We start from the raw sequence: 21338 nt of genomic DNA, 5'->3' as shown, positions 1-21338 counted from the left end.
GGGTTCCTGCTCCATTTTCTTACGGGTTGGAGGTTGCGTTAATCTTCTCGAAGTACGGGCCGAGTTTGGAGGCCAGTTGCTCAAACAGCTGCTGCTCTTCTTTAGTCAGGCTCTCCTCGTGTACGACGCCGTTTTCATCGGTGATCTTCAGCTTTAATTGCACCATCTGCTTGGTCAGCTCCATATACTCCTTGAACTCGTCTTCCGTAAGCTTGCCTTTCGCCGCCTGAAGCATCTCTTCAATCACTTGATAATCTTCCTGCGAGCCGCCGTGTTGTTCAATGGTCGCAGAAGAACCGAAAATATCGTCGGCCAGGTAGGAACCAGCAAGCGCAGCAGACGGAATGAGGATCGCTATTGCGGCAATACCTACGAGTATGCGTTTTTTCATGGGGGATCTACCTCTCTTTTCGTTCACGTATTGTTGATAGGACTGTTGGACACGTCCATACAAATCGGGTGGGCAGTGCATTGAATCTGCCCCCTTGCGCAGCTCTTCGCGCAATTGCTTGTCAATAGACATATGCGTCTCCTCCCGTCAGTTCGAATCTTTTCCGGAGTTCTTTCAGTGCCAGATGGTGCCTGGATTTCACTGTGCCGACGGGGATCTGCAGCATGTCTGCGATTTCTTCCAGAGCATAGTCGTGAAAATAACGCAGAATGACGACCACACGCAGTTTGTACGACAACTGTCGGACAAGTCTGAACAGTTCAAGCTGCATCTCTGACTGCAGGACGGCTTTGTCCGTCCACTCGAACTGTTCGCGAGTCATCTGGCGATTTCGTTCAAAGAGGCGAATTCGCCGCCAGGCCTTTCTCTTCCAATCCTGAACCTGACGTACAACGATCCCGTGCAGCCAATACCGGAACGGCCGCTGCGGGTCGTACGTGTGAAACGATCGCCACATGCGTATGTAAGCTTCATTCACGATATCCTCAATGTCCTGTTTGCTGTAGACGAGAAAAGCAACCGTCCGATAGACGTCTTGATGAGTCGCCTGATAGACAAGCTGGAAGGCCGACTCATCGCCCGACGTCGCTTTTTCAAGCCATGGAAGCAACTCTTTATCATTCATGGGGGCCCCTCCTGAACGTGTTACAACCCTTAATTCGCTCCCAAGGGGAAAAAGGTTCAGTAAAAGAATAAACTTTTTTGGCGATACCCGCCATTTTAGGAAACCAAAAAAAGCCGCGATTTACGATATCGCGAAACAGACCTCCGATAAGAAGTTTGATTTATGACGCATCATCAAGTATATTAATCATAAAGAATCTTGATAATCAAGATATTGTGATTCTGAAGAGGAGGGCTGCCTTGTGACAAGTGATCGGCCAATACAACCTACGGAGCAGCAGGAAAATTTCACGTTGCGCATGCGAGGCTTAGGAACCCGAACGGTGCTCTATCAGCAAAGCGTCGCAACCGCTCTCGGGTTATACAATAATGATTTCTTATCCATCGATATCCTGCATGAGAAAGGCCCTATCACGGCAGGCGAGCTCTCGAAGCTAACCGGGCTCACGACAGGGAGCGTTACCGCGCTAATCGATCGGTTAGAGAAGAACGGCTTTGTTCAAAGACAACCTGATCCGAAGGACCGCCGCAAGGTCATTATCGTTCCGCTATACGAGAATAAAGAAGACGTCAGCAGAATATACCTTCAGCTTCATGCGGAGATGGTGAAGTTAGCCTCTTCCTACTCGGATGAAGAACTCGCTCTCATAACACAATTCCTTGGCCAAGCTAGCGCGGTCCTGGAGGATCAGATCCATCATCTTAATTCGAAAGCGCGCAACAAAGCATAAAAGGATAAGGGTGAAGAAAAAATGGCTGTACTCGTTCTATTCGCAACAAAAACCGGAGCAACGGCGCAATGCGTTAACGTATTGTCCGAGCAACTGTCGGATTGCAAGACATGCAACTTGGAGACGGACAAGCCCGCTATCGGAGAATTCGACCGGATCATTCTGGGGGCGGGAGTAAGAGACGGGAAAATATACAAGCCGATTCGGGACTTCATCAAAAAGAATCATGATGAGCTCCTGAAGAAAGTCATGGGATACTTTATTTGCAACGAGAAGCCCAAGGAGACGGATGAGATTATCGAGAAAAATATTCCAGCCGACCTAAGAGAAGCGGCGCTCTGCATTGAATCGTTCGGGGGTTATAAAGCCTACAAGGCGCCTAAGGAAGGCACCGATCAGCTGCAAGGGATTTTTGTAGATCGGATCAAGGCTTTCGCCGAGAAGTTCGAACAGTAAAAGGAACCCCATCCACATCGGACGGGTTCTCTCCTGAACGTGTTACAACCCTTAATTAAAATCGTACTCGCCATTTCAGGCACACAAAAAAGCCGCGATTTACGCGGCTTGTTGCAGAACAATGCTTATAACTTTAGAACGTATTATATACATTTTCACATTCTTCGGCGGTCGGTTCGTAAAAACAGTGCTTCTTCCACCGTCCTGCGAACGGCTGATTATACCACGTTGGCGGACAGGGACCGGGATTATCGAACGTTCCAGGACGGAAATACCACAGGGAGAACTTGGCCGGCCAATTCCTCTCCCCGTTCACGGCCCGTTGCGCCAGACGGCGTTCCCTATCTCTTGCGCTTTGATAGTACATCCCATGCTGCAAGGCTTCGAACGCATGCGGCTGGTTGATCATCTGAGGAATGGTCCGAAGTCCTTTGAAATCGGAGCAATTGGATCTGATTCGGTTAATGCCGACATTGCCAACCAGGAGCATACCCATTTCGCCTTCGGTCTCAGCTTCCGCTCGAAGCAGTCTTGCCAACATATCGATGTCCTGTTGCCGGGCTTTAACGACTGCCATTGGCTCACCTCTTTAGCTTTCTAGACTCATCATATTGTAGGCGAACGGAATGTGTTACTGTGACCGAATCCGTCAATTCCCAGAAGTTGACCCGTCATGCCTTCTGGGAATTGATGGTTTACGGTTTACGGCGCAGCCGGCAAAACCGCGGCTCCGGCCGCCTTGCCGTTAACTCCGAGAACTTCGATCTCATCCAGGAAATAAGTAAGCGGATTCAATAAAAGGCTCATTGGATAAGGATTTGGTTAGAACCCGCATCGTACCGGCATTTTGCAGCAAATTATCGGCGGAAGCATAGATCCAGCTTTGAATGGTCTGGTCTTCGTACATATTCAGGCTGTACCATTTCAGCTTGTCCAGCATCAACTCCGTCCGCTCTGCCATTTCATCGATGCGGTCCTGATTAAACGTTCCCATCTGAGAGTACGCGAAGTGAGAAAATCGGTTAGCCAGAAACAAAGAAAACGGAATAATCGTAATGGCGAAGAAAATGCCGCTGATCACAAATATGCGCAAGGATGTCGATCTGAACATAGCGGATTACCCCTTTTCTCCTTCGTCGTTAAAGGTTCTCTTTTGACTGGTACGTTCTATGTTAGATTAGCCCCTTCGGGTTTGCCTAGTCCTCATTTGTCCGTCAAGTTCTGGTTTTCCGTTTCTGCCGGGCAGGAAGCAGCAATCCAAAAGAATCTATTAGTTAGTTATGTTATCATAAGCATCAAGCATAAATTATTCCAGTTAGAAAGGGGTAAGTCATGGCCAATATTGAGCACTTGCAAACCGTACATGCTCCAGCGTCGAAGGTGTATGAAATTTTAACCACCGCTGAAGGATTGTCGGAAATATGGACCAATGAACTCATTGTTCATAACCAGATTGGCTTTATTAATGAATTTCGATTCGGCAGCAATGACGTAACCAAGATGCGAATAGAGGAATTGATCCCTGATAAAAAAGTTGTTTGGCAGTGTATGGATTCAGATGCAGAGTGGATTGGTACGATGATTTCCTTTGATATTGAAGAGAGGAATGGGAAGTCTTTTATTACTTTGCGTCATATGAACTGGAAAGAAGTAACGCCATTTTATCGCTCCTGCAACTACAACTGGGCTATTTTCCTTTATAGTCTCAAATCCTATTGTGAAGATGGCAACGGTATCCCCTATCAAAAACGTAAATTTTAATATTTCATGTGCTACTGCTCATTCCGCTAATGTGGAAAAAACCGCCTTTTCACCAAGGCGGTTTTCTTATAGTCAATATTAACTTCAGCTTCAGTCCGAACCGGGATGCAGTTCCCTGAGCGGAAGTGTTGCTCTGGTAAATGGGACAATTCACAAAAGCTTGACCCAGTCATGGCCTTCCGGAAATTGACGGTTTATAGCAGACTTCAGCCATGCTTTTTCATGTGGCAGTAGCGACGGAAGCATGGTCAGGAAGTCGTTATAATCCTTCTCCCGTATTTTCGAACTGCCTGCTTTATGAAGAAGTTGGATTTCCGGTCTCAAATAAGGTATGCCTTCGTCGGTTTTCAAAATAAGGTCGGATATTGGCCTTCTAATGGATTTATCTCTTTTATACGTCCACCAATCTTCTCCGGTATCGATGATCATAAGTTGAAAAGCCCAAGGAGACTCGTTATTCCTGCTAATCCATACATCACTTGTCGAACTCAAATACTCCCCATCTTCCCATAGACTCAGCTTGCCATCTTCGGCCCTGTATAACACCCAATCCCGGGTTAAATGAGTGTACGCTATTAATTGCTCTTCACGAGTAATGATAACATCAATATCACTATGTTCCCTGGTTTGTTTGCGCAGATGCAAATCTAATGCCCAGCCCCCGGCCATACACCATCTTATCGGTATGACGGCAAAAATTGCATGGATCTCCGACACGGATAGCGGCATCCAATTGCTTATATCCGTCCTCAACCTATCCCTCGCCTTTCGAAAATTCAGGTCGCTCATCTTGAAAACATTCCTCCCAAGACAAACAATCGCAATTCACGCTGTTTTCTAGAATCATTTTCATTCGGGTCATTTGTTGAATCTTCGCTTCGAGCTCCTCCTGTTTTTTTGCGGCCATCAGCTTCCACCTCTCGGAAGGCGCCACTTGCGAATCAAAACCATCCAGCAGCTGTTTGATTTCTTGAATTTGAAATCCCGCGCTTTGGGCTAGTTTTATCGTATCTATTCGTCCTAAAATCTCCTCCTTGTACACCCGCTTACCGCTTATGCGCTGAGGCGGCTCAAGCAATCCGATCTGTTCGTAATAACGTAAAGCCGATGTTGTCGTTCCGCTCTTCTCCGCGACTTCACCTATCGATAACACAGAAATCCGCCCCCTTGACTTCAAGTTCACTTGAAGTGATATGCTTTTCCCCAGCATACAATATCGATCCGTTCAGGACAACTTAGGGGAGGGATCATGATTACAGCGTTGGCAATTTTCATCGTGACTTTGGTGTTAGTGATTTGGCAGCCTCGCGGACTTAGTATCGGTTGGTCTGCGAGCGCCGGTGCGATTCTGGCTTTGCTCTTCGGGGTCGTAAATTGGAATGATGTGTGGGATGTGACGCAGATCGTATGGAATGCGACGCTTGCTTTCGTAGCGGTCATTCTGATCTCGTTGGTCCTTGACGAAGTCGGCTTTTTCGAATGGGCCGCGCTTCATATGGCCCGGTTGGCCAGAGGCAACGGAAATCTGATGTTCGTGTACGTCATCTTGCTCGGTGCTGCCGTTGCGTCGTTCTTCGCGAACGACGGGGCCGCTCTGATCCTGACGCCGATCGTCTTGGCTATGGTTCGAGCGCTGAAGTTCGATGAACGAATGATATTGCCCTACATCATGGCCAGCGGATTTATCTCGGATACCGCCTCCCTCCCGCTCATCGTCAGCAATTTGGTAAACATCGTATCTGCAGACTTCTTCGGGATTGGATTCGTCGAATATGCCGGGCGTATGATCGTCCCCGCCCTATTCGCCATTGGCTCTAGTTTGTTGGTGCTGTACCTCGCGTTTGGCAAAAAGATTCCGAAGCAATACGACCTCGCTCAATTAAAAGCGCCGAAAGAAGCCATCAAGGACATGCGGCTGTTCCGGTTATCTTGGGTGATCTTAGCCGTATTGCTGGCCGGTTACTTGGGGAGTGAGTTTCTTCGTGTTCCAGTCTCGATTATCGCTGGAATTGCAGCGCTCCTCCTCCTTCTGCTCGCCCGCCAAAGCAAAGGAATTCATACTTGGAAGCTCGTAAAAGGTGCGCCCTGGGCAGTAGTCGTCTTCTCGATCGGGATGTATGTCGTTGTGTATGGGTTGCGAAATGTCGGGTTTACGGATGAGCTCGGCAGATTATTTGAATGGGCCGGCGCTCAAGGGCTCTACTCAGCCGCCTTAGTTGCCGGATTCATTGCGGCCATCCTGTCCTCGATCATGAACAATATGCCGACGGTAATGATCGACGCGCTTGCGATTCAGAGTACCGAGGTAACGGGATTAACTCGGGAAGCCTTCATTTACGCGAATGTGATCGGTTCTGATTTAGGTCCGAAAATGACGCCGATCGGTTCATTAGCCACCCTTCTGTGGCTCCATGTCCTTGCCGCCAAAGGAGTAAAAATCGGCTGGGGCTATTACTTCAAGATTGGCATGATGTTGACTATTCCGGTCCTCTTCATCACACTGACAAGTCTGTATTTCTGGCTGAAGATCATTCATTAACCTCATAAATTAAGGAGTAGATGATCATGACGAAACCTTTGGTTTACTTTCTTTGCACCGGCAACTCATGCAGAAGCCAGATGGCGGACGGTTTCTTGAACGCGCTTGGAGGTCATCTCTATGAAGTGAAGAGTGCAGGCCTTGAAGCGCATGGACTTAACCCGCGAGCGGTTAAAGTGATGGAGGAAGCCGGTGTCGATATCTCTTCGAACAGCTCCGACGTCATCGATCCTGACATTCTGAATCGAGCGACGTACGTCATCACGTTGTGCGGCCATGCGGATGAACATTGCCCGGTCATCTCCAATCCCAACGTGATCAAATGGCACTGGGGCTTTGACGATCCCGCGAAAGCTGCTGGAACAGAGGATGAGGTTATGAGTCAGTTCCGTGAAGTACGGAACGCTATTAAGGCTCGTGTTGAACGGTTCGTACAGGAAGGCAAAACTATTTTTTGATGTGCATGGAGCCAAGAGTGGCATTTTCCTCGATGACAATTGATCTGCTCTTGGAAACTCCGATCCGCTGAGCCGCATAAATTCCGGTATGGCCGGAGAATAAATAACTGATCATACACCCAATAAACAGATACACGGCGCCTTCCGCTCCGAATAATTCGATTCCCATAATGAAGCAAGCGATCGGCGTGTTGGTTGCGCCGCTGAATACCGAGATAAAACCGATGGCGGCCAGGAATGGAACAGATAAATGCAACAACTGTGCCAGTGAGCTCCCCAAAGTCGAACCGATTGCAAATAACGGGGTTACTTCGCCGCCTTGAAACCCAGCTCCTAGCGTGACGGACGTAAAGATTGTTTTCAGCAAGAAGGCGAACGGTGCTGCACTTTCACTGAAAGATTGCTGAATGAGCGGAATACCCAATCCTAGATATTCCCTTGTTCCGAAGAGGTACACCATGCCTATAATGACAAACCCGCCGCAAAAGCTCTTGATGACGGGATTCTTAAACACCTTTGTGAAAAGCGCTTTTAGGCGGTGAGTCAACACACTGAAGAACAGACCTGTTAATCCGAACAAGACGGAGGCCAAAACGACCTTTAACAAGAGCAAGCCGCTAAAATCCGGCACTTCCCCCATTTGATATTGAAGATGATGGATTCCCCAAGCTGTTGTAACTTGATCGCCTACGAAACTTGCGATGAAGCAGGGAATTAGCGCCTCGTACCGGATAAGACCAATAACAAGAACCTCAAGACCAAACACTGTGCCTGCTAAGGGAGTGCCGAACACAGAGCCAAATCCGCTGCTTATTCCGCACATCAAAATGATTTTACGGTCGAGCGGACTCAACCTGAAAACTTTGCCAATCCATTCGGCCAAACTCCCGCCCATTTGTACCGCCGTTCCCTCCCTTCCTGCCGATCCGCCGAACAAATGCGTTACAATCGTTCCAAAGAGAACAAGGGGAGCCATTCGGAACGGAATCGCCGCCTCTTTACCTCCGTGAATTTGCTCCAGGATTAGGTTATTGCCTTTGGATGCCTCCTTGCCGAACTTCAAATAAAGGTAACTGACAGCAGCTCCGCCTACAGGCAGGAGCCAAAGCATCCACGAATGGGCCGTTCGAATGTCCGTTGCCCAATCCAAGCTCGCCAAAAACAGTGCTGATGCAGATCCAGTAAAGATTCCCACAAGCCCGCCTAATAACATCCATTTAAGCAAGTCAGCAAAAATTCCCGCATGAATCCATCTTTTCGCGTAGCTTCTAACTTGTAATGCTCGGTCTTCAATGAAATTTTTCAAACTTATTCTCTCCTTATCGTGTAATAAATGCAAAAAAACTCCTACCAATGCACGCAAAATAAACGTGACATTGGTAGGAGTTATTAGCACTAAGGCGGTTAATGGCGAACTCCATCGCCTATTCGGTTACTGCTTCATTTAGTAGTATAGCACCAAAGGAGCCCAATTTACAATTCCGATGAAGAAACGTACTATTATATTATTGCGGTATACTCGGCAGAATTGGAGGATGCACAACGAGATGTCGAACGCGAAGGGGCTCAAAGGGCGGGAAACGCGGCAGAGATTGCTGCGCGTAGCGGAAAGGGAATTCGCCTTGCACGGTTATCATGAGGCCAAAATCAGCGAGATCGTCAAGAAAGCGGACTTGACTCAGCCCGCCTTTTACTTATACTTTTCAAGCAAAGAAGCGATCTACGAGGAACTCGTTCGCCAATTCCGCACCGGCATAATCGATTTGCTCGAGAGCAGCCGAATTGAACCGGGATTGCAGCAGCGGGAAATCGCCTGGAGGGTCGCCTTCGTCCTGGAACGTATTCTCGGCTTCTTAAACGATAATCGCGGCCTCACGCAGATCGGCTTCATCCAACATCCGGAGGCGGAAGCGATCAAGAAAACAATCGTGGATATCGTCGCAGGCAACCTGCGTTCGGAGCAGGAGCTCGGCTACTTCCGGAAAGAGCTGGACATGGAAGTGGTGGCGCATAGCCTGGTCGGAGCCATTGATCGATTGACAGTCACCCAATTGCTGACCGATCGGTTGTCGCCGAAGGAAGTGGCCCGGCAGATTGTTGATTTGTTTCTTAACGGCCTTCAAATCGCACATGCCCCCGAGTAGGACTAGCGACTATCCTTGTTCATGACCCTATTTATGAGAATCAGTATTGCAATTAAAAAAATGACGCATCCCGCTCGGCAGTATTAGTCGATTCAGTTATTAGCGTAATAAGCTACGTTTTGGAGAGGATGTCGACATGGACAAACATTCCGTTTATCAAACAAACAGCTTCTATTGGGACACCAAAGGAAACGACTTCTTAGGAGCAATCGTGCTTCCTTCGTATGGAGCATTTGTCTCGGAAGAGAAATGCCGGCTTTTTGGCGACGTTGCGGGGAAGAAGATGCTGGAGATCGGCTGCGGTAACGGTCAATCGCTGCAATATCACGGGGAACGCCAAGCCTCTGAACTGTGGGCCGTGGATATATCGGAAAACCAGCTCGAAAAGGCCGCGCAACATTTGCAGTCCTGCGGTCTATCGGCCAAATTGATCTGTTCCCCCATGGAAGAAGAATGCGGCCTGCCCGTGAATTATTTTGACTTCGTTTATTCCGTATACGCCATAGGCTGGACCACCGACCTTGAGGGAACTTTTCGCCGCATCGCTTCTTATCTAAAAAAAGACGGCGTATTTATTTTCAGCTGGTCTCACCCGATACATAAATGCGTTGTTGCGGAAAACGATAGTCTTGTTTTCAAAAAATGTTATTTCGATGAATCCTGGTACTCCGTACCTCTTGTTGAAGGTGAGTTAAAGTTATCGGACCGTAAACTATCAACCTACGTGAATGCGTTGGCCAAAGCGGGATTTGTAATCGAGCAACTGATTGAGGAATCCGATGAAGCAATGATGCAATCGCGGGACGATCGCAGCGATTTGGTCAAGAAAGCCAAGATGCTTCCTGTCACTTTTGTAATCAAAGCAAGGAAGCTATAGTCACCTACCACCCTACCACTGCAGTTGTCCCTTCCTCATTTTCGCAATATAGATGATTTGTCCGATATGACCCGGCAAATGCCTGAACTGATGCAGCAGCATGTCCAGAATCGTCGCTTTATTATCCAGGCCGCTGTTAAACGGCGGGAAATCTAGATACGGCTGCTCCAGCAACCTTTCCGGATTCGCCTTCATCATTTCGAGGACGTCAATGATTCGATCATAGGCATTTTGAAAAAGCTCCAATGCCTGCTCTTTGGTCATTTGCAGTCCTTGATCGAACTCTTTGCTTCTATCTACATCTTCATAGGAGACACCGAAGTAAACGGTTTCAAACCATTGCTTAACCGCTCCCGATATGTGCGCAATCAGGTTCGCAATGCTGTTGCTGTCAGGTGTAGGCGACCAAACGATATCTTCTTCGGATAACTGCTTAAGGGCCACGCGAACCCAGGTTTGATCCGACTTGTATTTTCTTAACAGCAAATCAATGACGACAGTTGAAGTATCCAATGCACGCAACCTCCCTATTTTTTACCATCATATCAACTTGTTGGTCGCCGTGCAACGTGGCTGTCCCCTAAACGAATAGGAGACAGCCACGTTTCCGATATCTCAGATTTGAAATGAGACGCCCGTCAGCTTCTCGCTCAATTGCCAGAGCCGCTCGGCCGATTGCTCGTCCGTTGCCCAAGGCCATACGCCGGTCATGCCGGGCTCATGGATTCGCTCCTTCGGCACCGCCGGAGCAATGTCAACGTTCTGACAATACACGCCTCCCTTGCCGTCCAACTGCTCGCTTACCGCGCACCAGACGATCGTGGCCGCCCCTTCGGGAATCGTCTTGTTTTCCTCCGTCATTTCGGTAAAAGTGCGCTGTCCCTGTTCGTTAAGCGCCCCCATCGACTTCATCTCGTCGTCGGATAAGAAGCGGGACAGATTGGTTATAATAGAGCCGGGATGAACCGAGAAAGCCCGCACATGATGAGCGGCTCCCCTCCTGTCCAATTCCAGGGCAAAGAGCGCATTAGCCGTTTTCGATTGCCCGTAAGCTTCCCATTTATCGTAGGGCCGGTTCACAAAATTCGGATCCTCGAAATGGATATCCCCCAGACTGTGCCCGCCTGAAGATACGGATACGACACGCGCGCCGTTCGCGCGTTGCAGCGCCGGCCACAGCCTTGCCGTAAGCTGAAAGTGTCCCAGATGGTTGGTGGCGAATTGCAGCTCGTACCCTCTCTCGTCGCGTTTCTCCGGAATGGCCATAATGCCGGCACTGTTCACCAGCATGTGCAGCGGACGTCCGGACTCTGCGAACGCGCCGGCAAACCGATCGATGGAAGCGGGATCGGCCAGATCCAGTTCCGCGAGTTCCGCTCCCGGAATGGATGCTGCTGCGGCTTCCGCTTTGCCCGGCGATCTCGCGGGGATGATGACTTGGGCGCCAGCCTTGGCCAGCACTCGGGACACTTCCAGTCCGAGACCGGAATAGCCGCCCGTGACAATCGCGACTTTTCCGTTCAAATCGACATTGCCGATCAATTCTTCCGCGGTGGTGCGGGGGCCGTAACCGGAATGGAGCGGCTGTTGAGGCGTTTTGGCCAAGTTTGCTGTATTCATCACAGATTGCCTCCCTTTTCTTTACCATCTTTAATTTCCTGAAAATGTTCAAGCTTGTACCGGATTAACTGAAGCGTTGTGTTCAATTCGGTCAGCTGGCTCTCGATTGACGACCGATGTTCGTCGAGCAGTGCATAGCAGGAATCTTCGTCCTGTTCGTTATAGGATTGAACGTATGCCATGATTTTCTTGAGCGGCATATTCGTTCGCTTGAGATAGGTGACAAATTGGATTTTCCCCACATCTTCGCTGCCGTACATCCGTTGCCCGCCAGGACCGCGGTTTGGAGATCCGACCAAGCCGATTTTCTCGTAATAGCGGAGCGTATCGATACTAAGTCCGGTCATTTCCGCCGCTTCGGAAATCGTGAAAGTCTGTTCAGGCAACCGTTTGAACCCCCCCTTCAAGCATTCAGTATTGCTGTGCATCCTAACTTTAATCCCTGGAGTATGCTCCAGGTCAAGCACTAAACTAAAAAATAAATGAGATCTCTCTCAACTTCTCAAGCGACATTCGGTCTACGAATTTGCTGAGCTTCTCTTTGCCTTTAGCATTTACCTTATAAAATTCAATAATGGCGGTTATGACAGGTATAAGCTGATTTTCCATCACTCCTGAAAGAAGCAGCTTGGCGAATGAGGTTTTAAGTCCCTTAGGCTCGCCGCCAATGTAAATGTCGAACTTGTCGCGCATTTTGACGATACCGATATCCTTAATTAGCGGCTCGCTCGTACCTAACGCACATCCGGCATAGCCAATTTTCAGAGGTGTAGGCGTTGCGATACCTGATATTGCTTTGTTTAGGTTAATCGCCGTTTCAAGCCCTGCGTCTTCTGCTCCTCTGCAGAAGTTGCAAGCGATTAGGCTCTTCGTTACGAAGCCCGCCGGGTTCACCTCAAGTCCGTTTCGTTCAAGCTCTTCCTTTATGGCATCGCGTTGATCGATCGGCACCTCTGCATATAACTGCTTGAAGGAGGTCAATTCTACTGTTGTATCCGCTCCAAGGATATTGCCGATTTCTATAAGCTGGTTCGGAGTGAACAGACTGCCTCCAAGCTGAACCGCAGGACTAATGGCGATCTTGATTGTCTCTCCCATAAGTATCATCACCTTTTTTTCGTTTCAAATTCCTAACTCTAAATAGAATACCCTACTACCCTATAATTGGTCAACAATCGAGCGGTCTGGTCTGTTCTAACGCGAGCTATTATTGGGTAAACCAAAACCCGGTCGAATTTCGAAATTCGACCGGGTTTGCTTTAACCAATCAGATTTCTCAGCCATGCGGCAAGAGCTTCGCCCACTTCGTCGGGCGCATCTTCTTGCGGATAGTGACGGCCCGGCACGGTAACCTCGGTCTGCGAGGGCCATGTCCGACAGTAATCGATGTGGGATTGCGGCAATAAGCCGGGATCGCATTGAATGAACAGTTTGGGAATATCGCTTTGCGCCAGCCATTCTCCATTCTCGGTCACTATTTCGGGTATGCCTGTCTGATCTCCGACGAACGGAAGCTCGCGCGCCCAGCTAAGCATCGGACGGCGGCCTTCGCCAGGCTCCAGGAACGGCCGGCGGTACTGTGCCAGCTCTTCATCCGTCAGCTTGCGCAGTATATTGACGGGCAGGTTGAACTCGATGAACGAGTTTTGCTCCAGCACCATTTGCTCCCCTTCCGGCGTCCGGAGCGCTTGGAAGATTTTACGTCCCGTCTCCGGCATTTCGCTCCAACTGCGCGGCTTAATAATCGCCTCCATGTAGACGATGCCTCTGACCTTGCCCGGATGTCGCTTACTCCAGTCAAAGCCCAGCACCGATCCCCAGTCGTGTACCACGAAAATCACGCGCTCGTTCACGCCAAGCCGATCAAGCAGCTCGTCCAGATAACGGCGGTGCTCGGCAAAGTTGTATGCGTCAGGTCCGCTATCCGGAAGCTTGGCCGAATCCCCCATTCCAATGAGATCGGGCGCAATGCAGCGCCCAAACTTCCGGGCATACGGAATAATGTTGCGCCAGAGATAGGAGGATGCCGGATTGCCGTGCAGGAAGACGATCGGGTCGCCGCTCCCTTCTTCCGCGTAAGCCATCTCTAATCCGAATACTTGAATTCGTTTTTTCTCATAAGGGAACGCCTCGTTAATCATTTTTCATTTCTCCCTTTCAAACAGAATGCTATTGCAACTAATTCCAGAATACACCTAATAGGATGTTATTGCAACTAATTTAAACTATAAAGAAGACCGTCTCTCCGGGTAACTGAGATTCGGTCAACATGGATGCCATCTAATAAATCCTCTTCAACAGCTCAACGACTTCGTCCAGGCTGAGCCCGAAAGATTTGTAGTAGGATACGTCGCTCTCCATTTGCGTCAAAATCATATCGTTGCGGATTCGCAGCATCTCTTCGGATGAAAATTCCGCCACGAAGCATCCTTTGCCCGTTATCGTATGAATCAGCCCGCATCGTTCGAGCTCTTCCCAAGCTTTCTTAACGGTGATGACGCTAATGCGAAGCTCCTGAGCGGCTTGTCTAATCGGCGGCAAGCAGTAGCCGCTCTCCAATTCGCCTTTCAGAATCTGGGCGCTGATTTGCTCGAAAAGCTGCTGATAAATCGGTTTCTCGGACGTATTCGATATCGCTACGTTCATTGCGCTTCCACTTTCTGAAATCTGTTGAACCCGACTCGATAAGCGATCGCCGTGAATGCCGCGAATATCGCGATTCCCGCAACCAGGATGAAAGCTTGAAGCGCCATATCATCCATGCGCGAACCGGTGAACACATCGGCGACGTTGGAATTGCTAATCCCCACCCATTGCGCGATCCCCGCAAACAGCATGGCGGCTGCAATCGATGCGAACGTTGCCTTGCCGTAATTATAGGCCGTCTTGTAATACATCGGGATGAAGACCAGGTTGAAAATTCCGAACATGGCCAAGCACACTCCCCAGAATCCCAAGGTTGGCGCAAAGAAATAATAGATCATATCCGGATACAGGAGAAACGTGAATATGCCGAAAATCATGGCGATGCCGATATGCAACAATTCGAGGAGGACAACCACGGATACTCTCGCTTTCACCATGTCCCGCTTCGTAACCGGCATCATCGTCGTAAATAACAGATCGTTCTGAGCCTTAAATCCGGCAAACATATTCGGCACCGTGATCCAGCAAAAATATAAAGGGACAAGAACATAGATCCAGGCGGGAATAAGCATCAAAGCGCCTGTCAGCAGAGGCATCACCAGAAAGATAGGGCTGACTCCCAGCTTCAAATCCTTCATCACCAGGTTATACATTCGCACCCTCCTTTTTCGCGAAATAAATCATGATCTCCTCGAGACTCGGCGTAGTCGCTTTGATATCCGACGAGGGGACGTAGTCTGTGGAATGAATTAATCCCGTAAAGCCGAACGAGTTGACTTTGTAGGAAATCAGTCGCTCCTTCACCTGACGCAGCTGACTTTCGTTGCCGTGCAGCAAGCGATAGGACTCTACAAATTCGTTCTTCTCCGCGCTGTTAACGATTTGCCCGTTTTCGATGAACGTGATAAAATCCGCGCACTTCTCCAAGTCGGAGGTAATATGAGTGGAAAACAGAATGCTGACTTCCCCGTCCGAGACAAGCTCCTGAAACACATCCAGCAGATCGTCCCGTGCGACCGGATCGAGCCCGCTTGTCGGCTCATCGAGAATGAGAAGCTTCGCCCCATGGGACAAGGCAAGGGCCAGGCCGTACTTGACCTTCATCCCCGTCGACAATTCGGCGATTTTTTTATTTTCATCCAATTTGAATCTTCTCAAGTAGTGGCGGTAAGTCGTATCGTCCCATTTTGTATAAAACTTCTTAATGACATCTGTCAACGTTTTGACCTTGCTTCGAGTATAGAAATCGATGCCGCCGAACGCGCATCCGATTTCCTGCTTCAAGTCGATTTCGTGTTCGGCCATATTTTTGCCCATAATGCGCACTTCGCCGCTATCGATATGAACCATATTCAGAATCGATTTGATCGTGGTCGTTTTTCCTGCGCCATTAGCGCCGATAAAGCCCATGATGTAACCTTTCTCCAGTTGAAAAGATACATCCTTTAACTGAAAGGCTTGATATTTCTTATTTACACCCCGAATGTCCAAAGCCAGCATACCGTACCTCCCCGCCAAATTGTGCATGTTGTGCATGCACAATATATCACGGTCGAACGCATCATGTCAATCATTGGGATACAAGTTGACTGGCGTAATCGGCACAGGCTGGTGTACAAGCGTACCTCCATCCCGCTGAATACTTTAACGTATTCTCTACCAACTGGAGGTCGAGGGACAAGTGACCCAACCGCGATCGGCGACAAACAAAAAATCGAAATTGGCCAGACCCCGGCAATTGTTAGGCGTTGACGTGTACGCTGTAGTCACCAGGAACAATCCCATTACGAATCAAATGATTACTCAGGATATCAACAACTTGGCTAGCGCGATCTGGGAACAGTGCGGAATCACCTTTTTCTTGAGACGAATATCGAGAGTCACAACGATTGTTGCGGATAAGGAGTTCGATCAGTCCGTTAGTTTTGGCAACCAGCCGGCGAAAATACGAAATCTCATTAATTTCAGGCCGCCGGGCAGTACCAGACTAGATATTACGGTGATCTATGTGGAGGGAACTACATTTAGGAATAATCGAACGGTCGGTGCAACTTTGAAATTTTCCGGGCAATCCGGTCCCAGAATCGCAACGGTCATTATGGCCTCGCAATCTCCTGCCCGCGTTAGAGTGCTGGCCCATGAATTCGGACATGCATTACTCTATAATCCCGTTACGAACAGAAATACAGACCCTACGCCCGGGCTGGACAGCGCTGGTCATGTGCCTGCTGGCAGCAACCCTAATAACCTGATGTTGGCGTCGGTTCCTCTGAACCCGACATTAAATGCCGGCCAATGCCGAGCGGCAGCCAGAAGTCCGCTGATTACCTCTTTAATCCAGCTCATTAACAAACGTAAAGTGACTGCCAAGTCGATCAGAAGATGAATCGTTTCATAGATACTCGAGCAGAACTCCGCCAATAGCGCCGACAACCACGACGATCCAGGGCGGAAGTCTCCAATAGACAAGCATAATGAACAACAGAAGCGCTAGGGCAAAATCCGCCGCACTCAGAATTGCCGTCGTCCACAAGGGATCATACAACGCCGCCAGCAAGATTCCGACGACCGCGGCATTAATCCCGACCAGCGCTCCTTGAACGTTCGGATTGCTGCGGAGTTCGCTCCAGAACGGCAATACACCGACAACTAGCAGGAAAGACGGCAAAAAGATGGCAATCGTCGCAGCTGCGACTCCTGTCATGCCGCCAGACATCGCTCCGAGATACCCTGCAAATGTAAATAAAGGTCCCGGAACGGCTTGAGCGGCGCTGTAGCCCGCCAAGAAATGTTCCTGGCTCACCCACCCCGTCGGTACAACCTCACGCTCCAGCAGAGGCAGCACGACATGTCCGCCCCCGAACACCAAGGACCCCGAACGGTAAAAGCTGTCGAATAAAGCTATCCATTCGATGTCCGCCGCTTGTCTTAAGAGAGGCAGCGTAACCAGGAGGACAAAGAATAAAGCAAGACAACCCACAGCCACACCTTTGCAGATAGAAATCCGAATATGGTGACCGGCTGTCTCCTTGCTCCCCCTGTACAGCCTTAACCCAAGCATGCCCGAGACGAGAATAAGGAACACTTGGACATACGCTTCTGGCCATAACAACGTAATCGTTGCAGCGGCTGCAGCGATGGTAACGCGATCCCGATCAGGCGTTAGCTTCTGCCCCATACCGACTATGGCGTGGGCTACGATGGCTGCGGCAACGATTTTAAGCCCATGAATCCATCCTGCATTCGCCAGGTCATAACCTTGCAGTACAAATGCAAAAAGCGCCAATGCAACAACGGAAGGCAGCGTAAAGCCTGCCCAAGCAGCGAACCCGCCCCATAATCCGGCTCTTGCAATGCCGATTCCTATCCCGACTTGACTGCTTGCGGGACCGGGAAGAAACTGACACAAGGCTACGAGATCGGCATAGCTCCTCTCATCCATCCACTTCCGGCGCCGAACGTATTCATCGTGGAAGTAGCCGAGATGGGCAACCGGACCTCCGAATGAGGTCAGACCTAACTTAGTTGATACTCGCAGAACCTCCCAGACGGAGGCTGCCTTGGCAGAAGAGTTCCGTCCTGTCTCCTGTTGCCCAACGTTCAAAGAAATCGCTCCTTCACGATTGCCGATATCTGTGCAAGGCCAATAGAACCTTTAGTCCGATATTACCATCTTTCCTCCCCTGAATTGTAAAGCTATTGTAAAAGCCCGCCGTATAAAGCGAAAAACCCGCGATTAACGCGGGTTCAAGTTGGACAGCTCTTCCACCGTCACGACCAAGTTCTCGTATGTGCCTTCGGCTATTTCGCTTGCTTCCCACTCCAGCACCCAATTATCCGCACCAGGAGCTGCTCTTGGAGCATCCGCAATCGTATCCATTCGCAGGACTCCCCCTAACGCTGCGCTTACCCGGAGGGTATCCCGATTTTGATCCCACGCTTTTCCCGTTATCCTGATAACTCCCGAAGAGGAAATCAGTTCTCCATTCGTCGAGATGAGAATGTCCGGAGCGATATTCCGTTTCGGAATTCCGTAAAGTCGGGAGTAATGGAGAGCTCCCCCAATGGACATCGTGGTCGGATCCGCAATGGAACCTAATTCGGCCAGATTAGCAGGAATGTCTAACGAATATATGACAGCTCCTGAGTTATGAGCCAGCACATAGTAATAGTCATATTCCTCAAAATCAAGAGGAGTCGCAAATGCCGGCATTCCACAGAAAGCAGGTCTTAAGATTCCGTCTGTATAAGTCAAGGTCATTTTAAAGGTACATCCATTCGAGTTTTGGAAGGTGCGAGATTCAAGCAAGATTCCCTCATTATCCGTTGCAGCCGCAGCCTTGTGCTTGTGCTGCAGTCCGACCAGTCCAATGCCTAATACCGAAACAACAATGAGGAAAGCCATCCATTTCGACGATTTATTCATTCGTTTCTCCTCCATAGGTTTCCGCTGGCTGCTTCTTCAGGGGATATAAGATATGAACCAGTTCCGCCCTTGTAATGAACCGATCCGGCACGAATCGATTCCCTGAGTTGCCCTTAATAATCCCTCTGCGATACAGTGCATTCAAAGAATCGGCATACCAGGCGTTGCGGTCGACGTCTATAAATGGAAGATTTACCTCATCCGATGGCAAGAGGTTGAACGCCGCCGCGAACATTTTAACCGCCTCTGCTCGAGTCAACTTATTTTCGCCGCGGAATGTACCGTCGGCATACCCCGATACAATCCCCAAGCGGAAGCCGAGCAGCGCCTGGGCTTCATACCACTTTCCTTTCGCGTCCGGGAATTCCCCTTCGCCCTTGGAAATGATCGTTTTGTCGGCTCCGAGTCCGTTCAGCATAATCGTCAGCGCCTCGGCCCGAGTCGCCTGCGCATTCGGTCTGAACAACCGTTCGCCGTTAACCTCGTAGCCTCTCACCCAGCCGTTCGCCGCTGCAGCGCGGATCGATTCATAAGCCCAGAAGGTCTCGCTTACGTCGGCAAAGCGAACATCGACGGCGTTTGGTTCCTTCGCAGGCCCCGTCGCAGCCTCTTCTCCCAGTTCGTCTTCCGGAACCGGGTTTTCTGGAGCAGTCGGCGTCGGATTCGTCATGCCGCCTCCTCCTCCGCCTGATGGAGGCGGCGTACTTTTATTAATCGCGTTTACTGTCCGGATAACGGTTTGAATTTCCTGTTGGCCAATACGGCCTTCCCCCTTGGCGTCAATAAGCGCCTTCGTGTAATCGGCCAGATAGCTATCCACCAGCTCGACGATGCCTGCATTGCGATAATCCGCTATCGTAATCTCGGCCGACAATCCGTTTTCGATCTTCTCGTTCAAATAGACGATCGCGTTAACCAGATCTACACTCGACTGGATGCGTAAGGAATCTAGCGGCGGATTCTCTTGATCCGATTGGTATTCAAGCAAATACTGCCGATAATCGCCCAATAATCCGGATACGAGATTACGGGCCCCTATTCTCTCCAAATCGGCAATCGTGGCATCCGATAGATGATGAACCACATACTCCAGCCATTTGCCTGAGAGGCGCTGTTCGAGCTCATCTTGCAATGCGCCGCCAGCGAGAGTCGCAATACTCGAATCCGCTTCTAGCAGGCGTCTCCGGTCCAAATCCGTATCCAACCTTCCAACATTGGCCATAGCTGTTTCCAATAAAGCGATATCTGCGATATTCGCGTTTCTAGGCAAATCGTTCACGTACACGATCAGCTTCGGGAGATACGGCAAAGCGATCTCCTGCCGGTCGCCGCAGTTGCCCGCCCTATCGCAGGCGATGACAAACAACCGATCGCCCAACGCTGCCAGCGGAGATTCCGTCCAAGCCTCTTCACCGTCCGGCGAGAAGAGCAAGCGATAAGGGGCTTCATCATAGTCGGGAATCACGATGACGCCGTTCGGATCGGCCGACAACTCGAACGAGCGATATACCGGCGGCGTCCGATCTACGCTAATCGTATAGATATCCTCCAGTCTGGAAGGTCCTGAGCCATCAATCGTCTCGATTTCCGGTCCCGATACGCCGTCTGCTCCTTCCACGGTCACTTGATACCGCCCTTCTGCCAAGCCCCCCAGATCGGTCGCGCTCAGCTCAAGCGTCCAGTTGGTCCCGCCGACGGCCGCCGCTTTCAACTGCCCGCCGAATGCGGCAGTCACCTCCAGATCGGTATCCTCATCCTCATCGACAATGGTCCCTTCGATAATCAGCTTCCCGTCATCAATCGTGCGGCCATTCGATCCCTCTCGAAGCATCCCGTCTTTACCGATTAACAACTGTCCTTTGTCGGTCACGACCGTCACAACCGGCTTTCGGTTGTAAACTTTGTACGACAAAGGGGATGCTGCGGACGTTCTGCCGAACAGGTCTTCCGCCACAAGCTCGATTGAATGAGTGCCGGCCGGAACGCTCTCCAGCTCTATCGTCTCTTCCCAACTCGCCGTCCCGTTTCCGTTAAGCTCTATCGTCTTGAAAGCGACTCGCGAACCGTGTTCCGTGCGATAATACAACGTCAATATATCTTCCTTATAAGCATCCGAAACGGTACCCCTGACCGTAAGATTCACATGCCCATTCTGAAAATGGGAATCCCAATGATCGACCGTCAAAGTCGGCGCTTTATTCACGATAACGGGGACGTCCCTGGAAGCTTTGTTGCCTGCCCTGTCTTCGGCTTCTACGCGATAAATATGCGTGCCTCCGTAAGATACCGGGAAGTGGTTCGGGTAAGGTATGCCGTCCAGGAACACCTTAACCTCTCCCTTTAGTCCGGACAACAGGTCGCTGGAGAATGCGGCTAATCTGGCCTCGTCCTGATACACTCCGCTTTCTTCCAGGCCGGTTATATCGATGATCGGAGGCGTTCTATCAACGATGATTTTCCCTGAATAGGCTGCCGTTCCGCTTAAACCTTCAGGCGCGGCCGAGATGGAAGAGCCAAAGCGAACGATGAGGAATAAGGCAGCTACTGCGACGGTACTGCGAATAGAAGTGCTTCCCATAACGGTTCCTCCCAAGAATAATGAATG

At 49.9% G+C, this 21338-nt stretch carries 26 protein-coding genes and 1 riboswitch; of the genes, 8 read left to right on the top strand and 18 right to left on the bottom strand.

Going from position 1 to position 21338, the window contains the following annotated elements:
* Positions 1-19: 19 nt before the first annotated feature.
* Both B0G52_RS18000 and B0G52_RS17995 read right to left on the bottom strand, forming a co-directional pair.
* Positions 20-523 (bottom strand): DUF3600 domain-containing protein, encoded by a 504-nt coding sequence (locus B0G52_RS18000; RefSeq protein ID WP_094046765.1) that lies wholly within the window; start codon positions 521-523, stop codon positions 20-22.
* Positions 513-1076, bottom strand: a complete 564-nt coding sequence (locus tag B0G52_RS17995) for a sigma-70 family RNA polymerase sigma factor (protein ID WP_094046764.1) — start codon at positions 1074-1076, stop codon at positions 513-515. The genes B0G52_RS18000 and B0G52_RS17995 overlap by 11 nt, the downstream gene beginning before the upstream one ends.
* 241 nt (positions 1077-1317) lie before the next feature.
* On the opposite strand from B0G52_RS17995, the gene B0G52_RS17990 reads away from it, so the two are divergent.
* Together B0G52_RS17990 and B0G52_RS17985 are read left to right on the top strand one after the other, a co-directional pair.
* Complete coding sequence (locus tag B0G52_RS17990; RefSeq protein WP_094046763.1) at positions 1318-1806, top strand: MarR family transcriptional regulator; 489 nt, start codon at positions 1318-1320, stop codon at positions 1804-1806.
* A gap of 21 nt (positions 1807-1827) precedes the next feature.
* Positions 1828-2262 (top strand): flavodoxin domain-containing protein, encoded by a 435-nt coding sequence (locus B0G52_RS17985; protein ID WP_094046762.1) that lies wholly within the window; start codon positions 1828-1830, stop codon positions 2260-2262.
* A gap of 133 nt (positions 2263-2395) precedes the next feature.
* Here the strand turns inward: B0G52_RS17985 and B0G52_RS17980 are convergent, their stop codons facing one another.
* On the bottom strand, positions 2396-2839 hold the full coding sequence (locus B0G52_RS17980; protein ID WP_094046761.1) for a cell wall hydrolase: 444 nt from the start codon (positions 2837-2839) through the stop codon (positions 2396-2398).
* 189 nt (positions 2840-3028) lie between these two features.
* Positions 3029-3373: a hypothetical protein gene (locus tag B0G52_RS17975; RefSeq protein WP_233162773.1), complete on the bottom strand. Its 345-nt coding sequence runs from the start codon at positions 3371-3373 to the stop codon at positions 3029-3031.
* A gap of 221 nt (positions 3374-3594) precedes the next feature.
* Here B0G52_RS17975 and B0G52_RS17970 point away from each other — a divergent pair, with 221 nt between their 5' ends.
* On the top strand, positions 3595-4023 hold the full coding sequence (locus B0G52_RS17970) for an SRPBCC family protein (protein ID WP_094046760.1): 429 nt from the start codon (positions 3595-3597) through the stop codon (positions 4021-4023).
* A gap of 150 nt (positions 4024-4173) precedes the next feature.
* On the opposite strand, the gene B0G52_RS17965 is transcribed toward B0G52_RS17970, so the two are convergent.
* Together B0G52_RS17965 and B0G52_RS17960 are read right to left on the bottom strand one after the other, a co-directional pair.
* On the bottom strand, positions 4174-4812 hold the full coding sequence (locus B0G52_RS17965) for a nucleotidyltransferase domain-containing protein (protein WP_233162770.1): 639 nt from the start codon (positions 4810-4812) through the stop codon (positions 4174-4176).
* Positions 4778-5176: a MerR family transcriptional regulator gene (locus B0G52_RS17960; RefSeq protein ID WP_158223767.1), complete on the bottom strand. Its 399-nt coding sequence runs from the start codon at positions 5174-5176 to the stop codon at positions 4778-4780. The genes B0G52_RS17965 and B0G52_RS17960 overlap by 35 nt, the downstream gene beginning before the upstream one ends.
* A gap of 96 nt (positions 5177-5272) precedes the next feature.
* On the opposite strand from B0G52_RS17960, the gene B0G52_RS17955 reads away from it, so the two are divergent.
* Positions 5273-6562: an arsenic transporter gene (locus B0G52_RS17955; RefSeq protein WP_094046758.1), complete on the top strand. Its 1290-nt coding sequence runs from the start codon at positions 5273-5275 to the stop codon at positions 6560-6562.
* A gap of 26 nt (positions 6563-6588) precedes the next feature.
* Entirely contained in the window at positions 6589-7020 is a 432-nt protein-coding gene (arsC, locus tag B0G52_RS17950) for an arsenate reductase (thioredoxin) (protein ID WP_094046757.1), read from the top strand.
* On the opposite strand, the gene B0G52_RS17945 is transcribed toward arsC, so the two are convergent.
* Positions 7010-8233, bottom strand: a complete 1224-nt coding sequence (locus B0G52_RS17945; RefSeq protein WP_094046831.1) for a voltage-gated chloride channel family protein — start codon at positions 8231-8233, stop codon at positions 7010-7012. The genes arsC and B0G52_RS17945 overlap by 11 nt on opposite strands.
* Positions 8234-8393: 160 nt before the next feature.
* A riboswitch (Fluoride riboswitch) is annotated at positions 8394-8454 on the bottom strand.
* Between the two features lie 113 nt (positions 8455-8567).
* On the opposite strand from B0G52_RS17945, the gene B0G52_RS17940 reads away from it, so the two are divergent.
* Positions 8568-9164 carry a TetR/AcrR family transcriptional regulator gene (locus B0G52_RS17940; RefSeq protein WP_158223766.1) on the top strand — a complete coding sequence of 199 codons (597 nt, stop codon included), beginning with the start codon at positions 8568-8570 and terminating at the stop codon, positions 9162-9164.
* Positions 9165-9300: 136 nt separating this feature from the next.
* On the top strand, positions 9301-10041 hold the full coding sequence (locus B0G52_RS17935; protein ID WP_094046755.1) for a class I SAM-dependent methyltransferase: 741 nt from the start codon (positions 9301-9303) through the stop codon (positions 10039-10041).
* A gap of 12 nt (positions 10042-10053) precedes the next feature.
* Here the strand turns inward: B0G52_RS17935 and B0G52_RS17930 are convergent, their stop codons facing one another.
* The 8 genes from B0G52_RS17930 to B0G52_RS17895 form a co-directional block, all read right to left on the bottom strand.
* Entirely contained in the window at positions 10054-10554 is a 501-nt protein-coding gene (locus B0G52_RS17930; RefSeq protein WP_158223765.1) for a DinB family protein, read from the bottom strand.
* 102 nt (positions 10555-10656) lie between these two features.
* Positions 10657-11661 (bottom strand): oxidoreductase, encoded by a 1005-nt coding sequence (locus B0G52_RS17925; protein ID WP_094046753.1) that lies wholly within the window; start codon positions 11659-11661, stop codon positions 10657-10659.
* Complete coding sequence (locus B0G52_RS17920) at positions 11661-12047, bottom strand: MerR family transcriptional regulator (RefSeq protein WP_233162768.1); 387 nt, start codon at positions 12045-12047, stop codon at positions 11661-11663. Before B0G52_RS17920 ends, B0G52_RS17925 begins: the two co-directional genes overlap by 1 nt.
* Positions 12048-12132: 85 nt before the next feature.
* The gene (locus B0G52_RS17915) at positions 12133-12759 is read right to left on the bottom strand and encodes an NAD(P)/FAD-dependent oxidoreductase (RefSeq protein WP_094046830.1); all 627 of its coding nucleotides are present in this window, start codon (positions 12757-12759) and stop codon (positions 12133-12135) included.
* 161 nt (positions 12760-12920) lie between these two features.
* Positions 12921-13802 carry a haloalkane dehalogenase gene (locus B0G52_RS17910; protein ID WP_094046751.1) on the bottom strand — a complete coding sequence of 294 codons (882 nt, stop codon included), beginning with the start codon at positions 13800-13802 and terminating at the stop codon, positions 12921-12923.
* Positions 13803-13941: 139 nt separating this feature from the next.
* The gene (locus B0G52_RS17905; protein WP_094046750.1) at positions 13942-14307 is read right to left on the bottom strand and encodes a GntR family transcriptional regulator; all 366 of its coding nucleotides are present in this window, start codon (positions 14305-14307) and stop codon (positions 13942-13944) included.
* Entirely contained in the window at positions 14304-14960 is a 657-nt protein-coding gene (locus B0G52_RS17900; protein WP_094046749.1) for an ABC-2 transporter permease, read from the bottom strand. The genes B0G52_RS17905 and B0G52_RS17900 overlap by 4 nt, the downstream gene beginning before the upstream one ends.
* A complete protein-coding gene (locus tag B0G52_RS17895) occupies positions 14953-15807 on the bottom strand; it encodes an ABC transporter ATP-binding protein (RefSeq protein WP_094046748.1) in 855 nt (284 codons plus the stop codon). The genes B0G52_RS17900 and B0G52_RS17895 overlap by 8 nt, the downstream gene beginning before the upstream one ends.
* A 181-nt stretch (positions 15808-15988) precedes the next feature.
* Here B0G52_RS17895 and B0G52_RS17890 point away from each other — a divergent pair, with 181 nt between their 5' ends.
* Entirely contained in the window at positions 15989-16693 is a 705-nt protein-coding gene (locus tag B0G52_RS17890; protein WP_094046747.1) for a hypothetical protein, read from the top strand.
* 6 nt (positions 16694-16699) lie between these two features.
* On the opposite strand, the gene B0G52_RS17885 is transcribed toward B0G52_RS17890, so the two are convergent.
* The 3 genes from B0G52_RS17885 to B0G52_RS17875 all read right to left on the bottom strand — a co-directional run bounded on the left by B0G52_RS17885 (position 16700) and on the right by B0G52_RS17875 (position 21311).
* Positions 16700-17911, bottom strand: coding sequence for a chromate transporter (locus B0G52_RS17885; RefSeq protein WP_094046746.1), 1212 nt, complete (start codon positions 17909-17911; stop codon positions 16700-16702).
* A 132-nt stretch (positions 17912-18043) separates the two neighbouring features.
* A complete protein-coding gene (locus B0G52_RS17880; protein WP_094046745.1) occupies positions 18044-18733 on the bottom strand; it encodes a hypothetical protein in 690 nt (229 codons plus the stop codon).
* Positions 18726-21311: an S-layer homology domain-containing protein gene (locus B0G52_RS17875; RefSeq protein WP_094046744.1), complete on the bottom strand. Its 2586-nt coding sequence runs from the start codon at positions 21309-21311 to the stop codon at positions 18726-18728. Before B0G52_RS17875 ends, B0G52_RS17880 begins: the two co-directional genes overlap by 8 nt.
* Positions 21312-21338: the final 27 nt, after the last annotated feature.

Origin of the sequence: Cohnella sp. SGD-V74 (assembly GCF_003001675.1) — a bacterium.
Lineage (GTDB): Bacteria > Bacillota > Bacilli > Paenibacillales > Paenibacillaceae > Cohnella.
The sequence above is the reverse complement of the archived record's forward strand: the minus strand, read 5'-3'. Positions and strand labels throughout refer to the sequence as shown.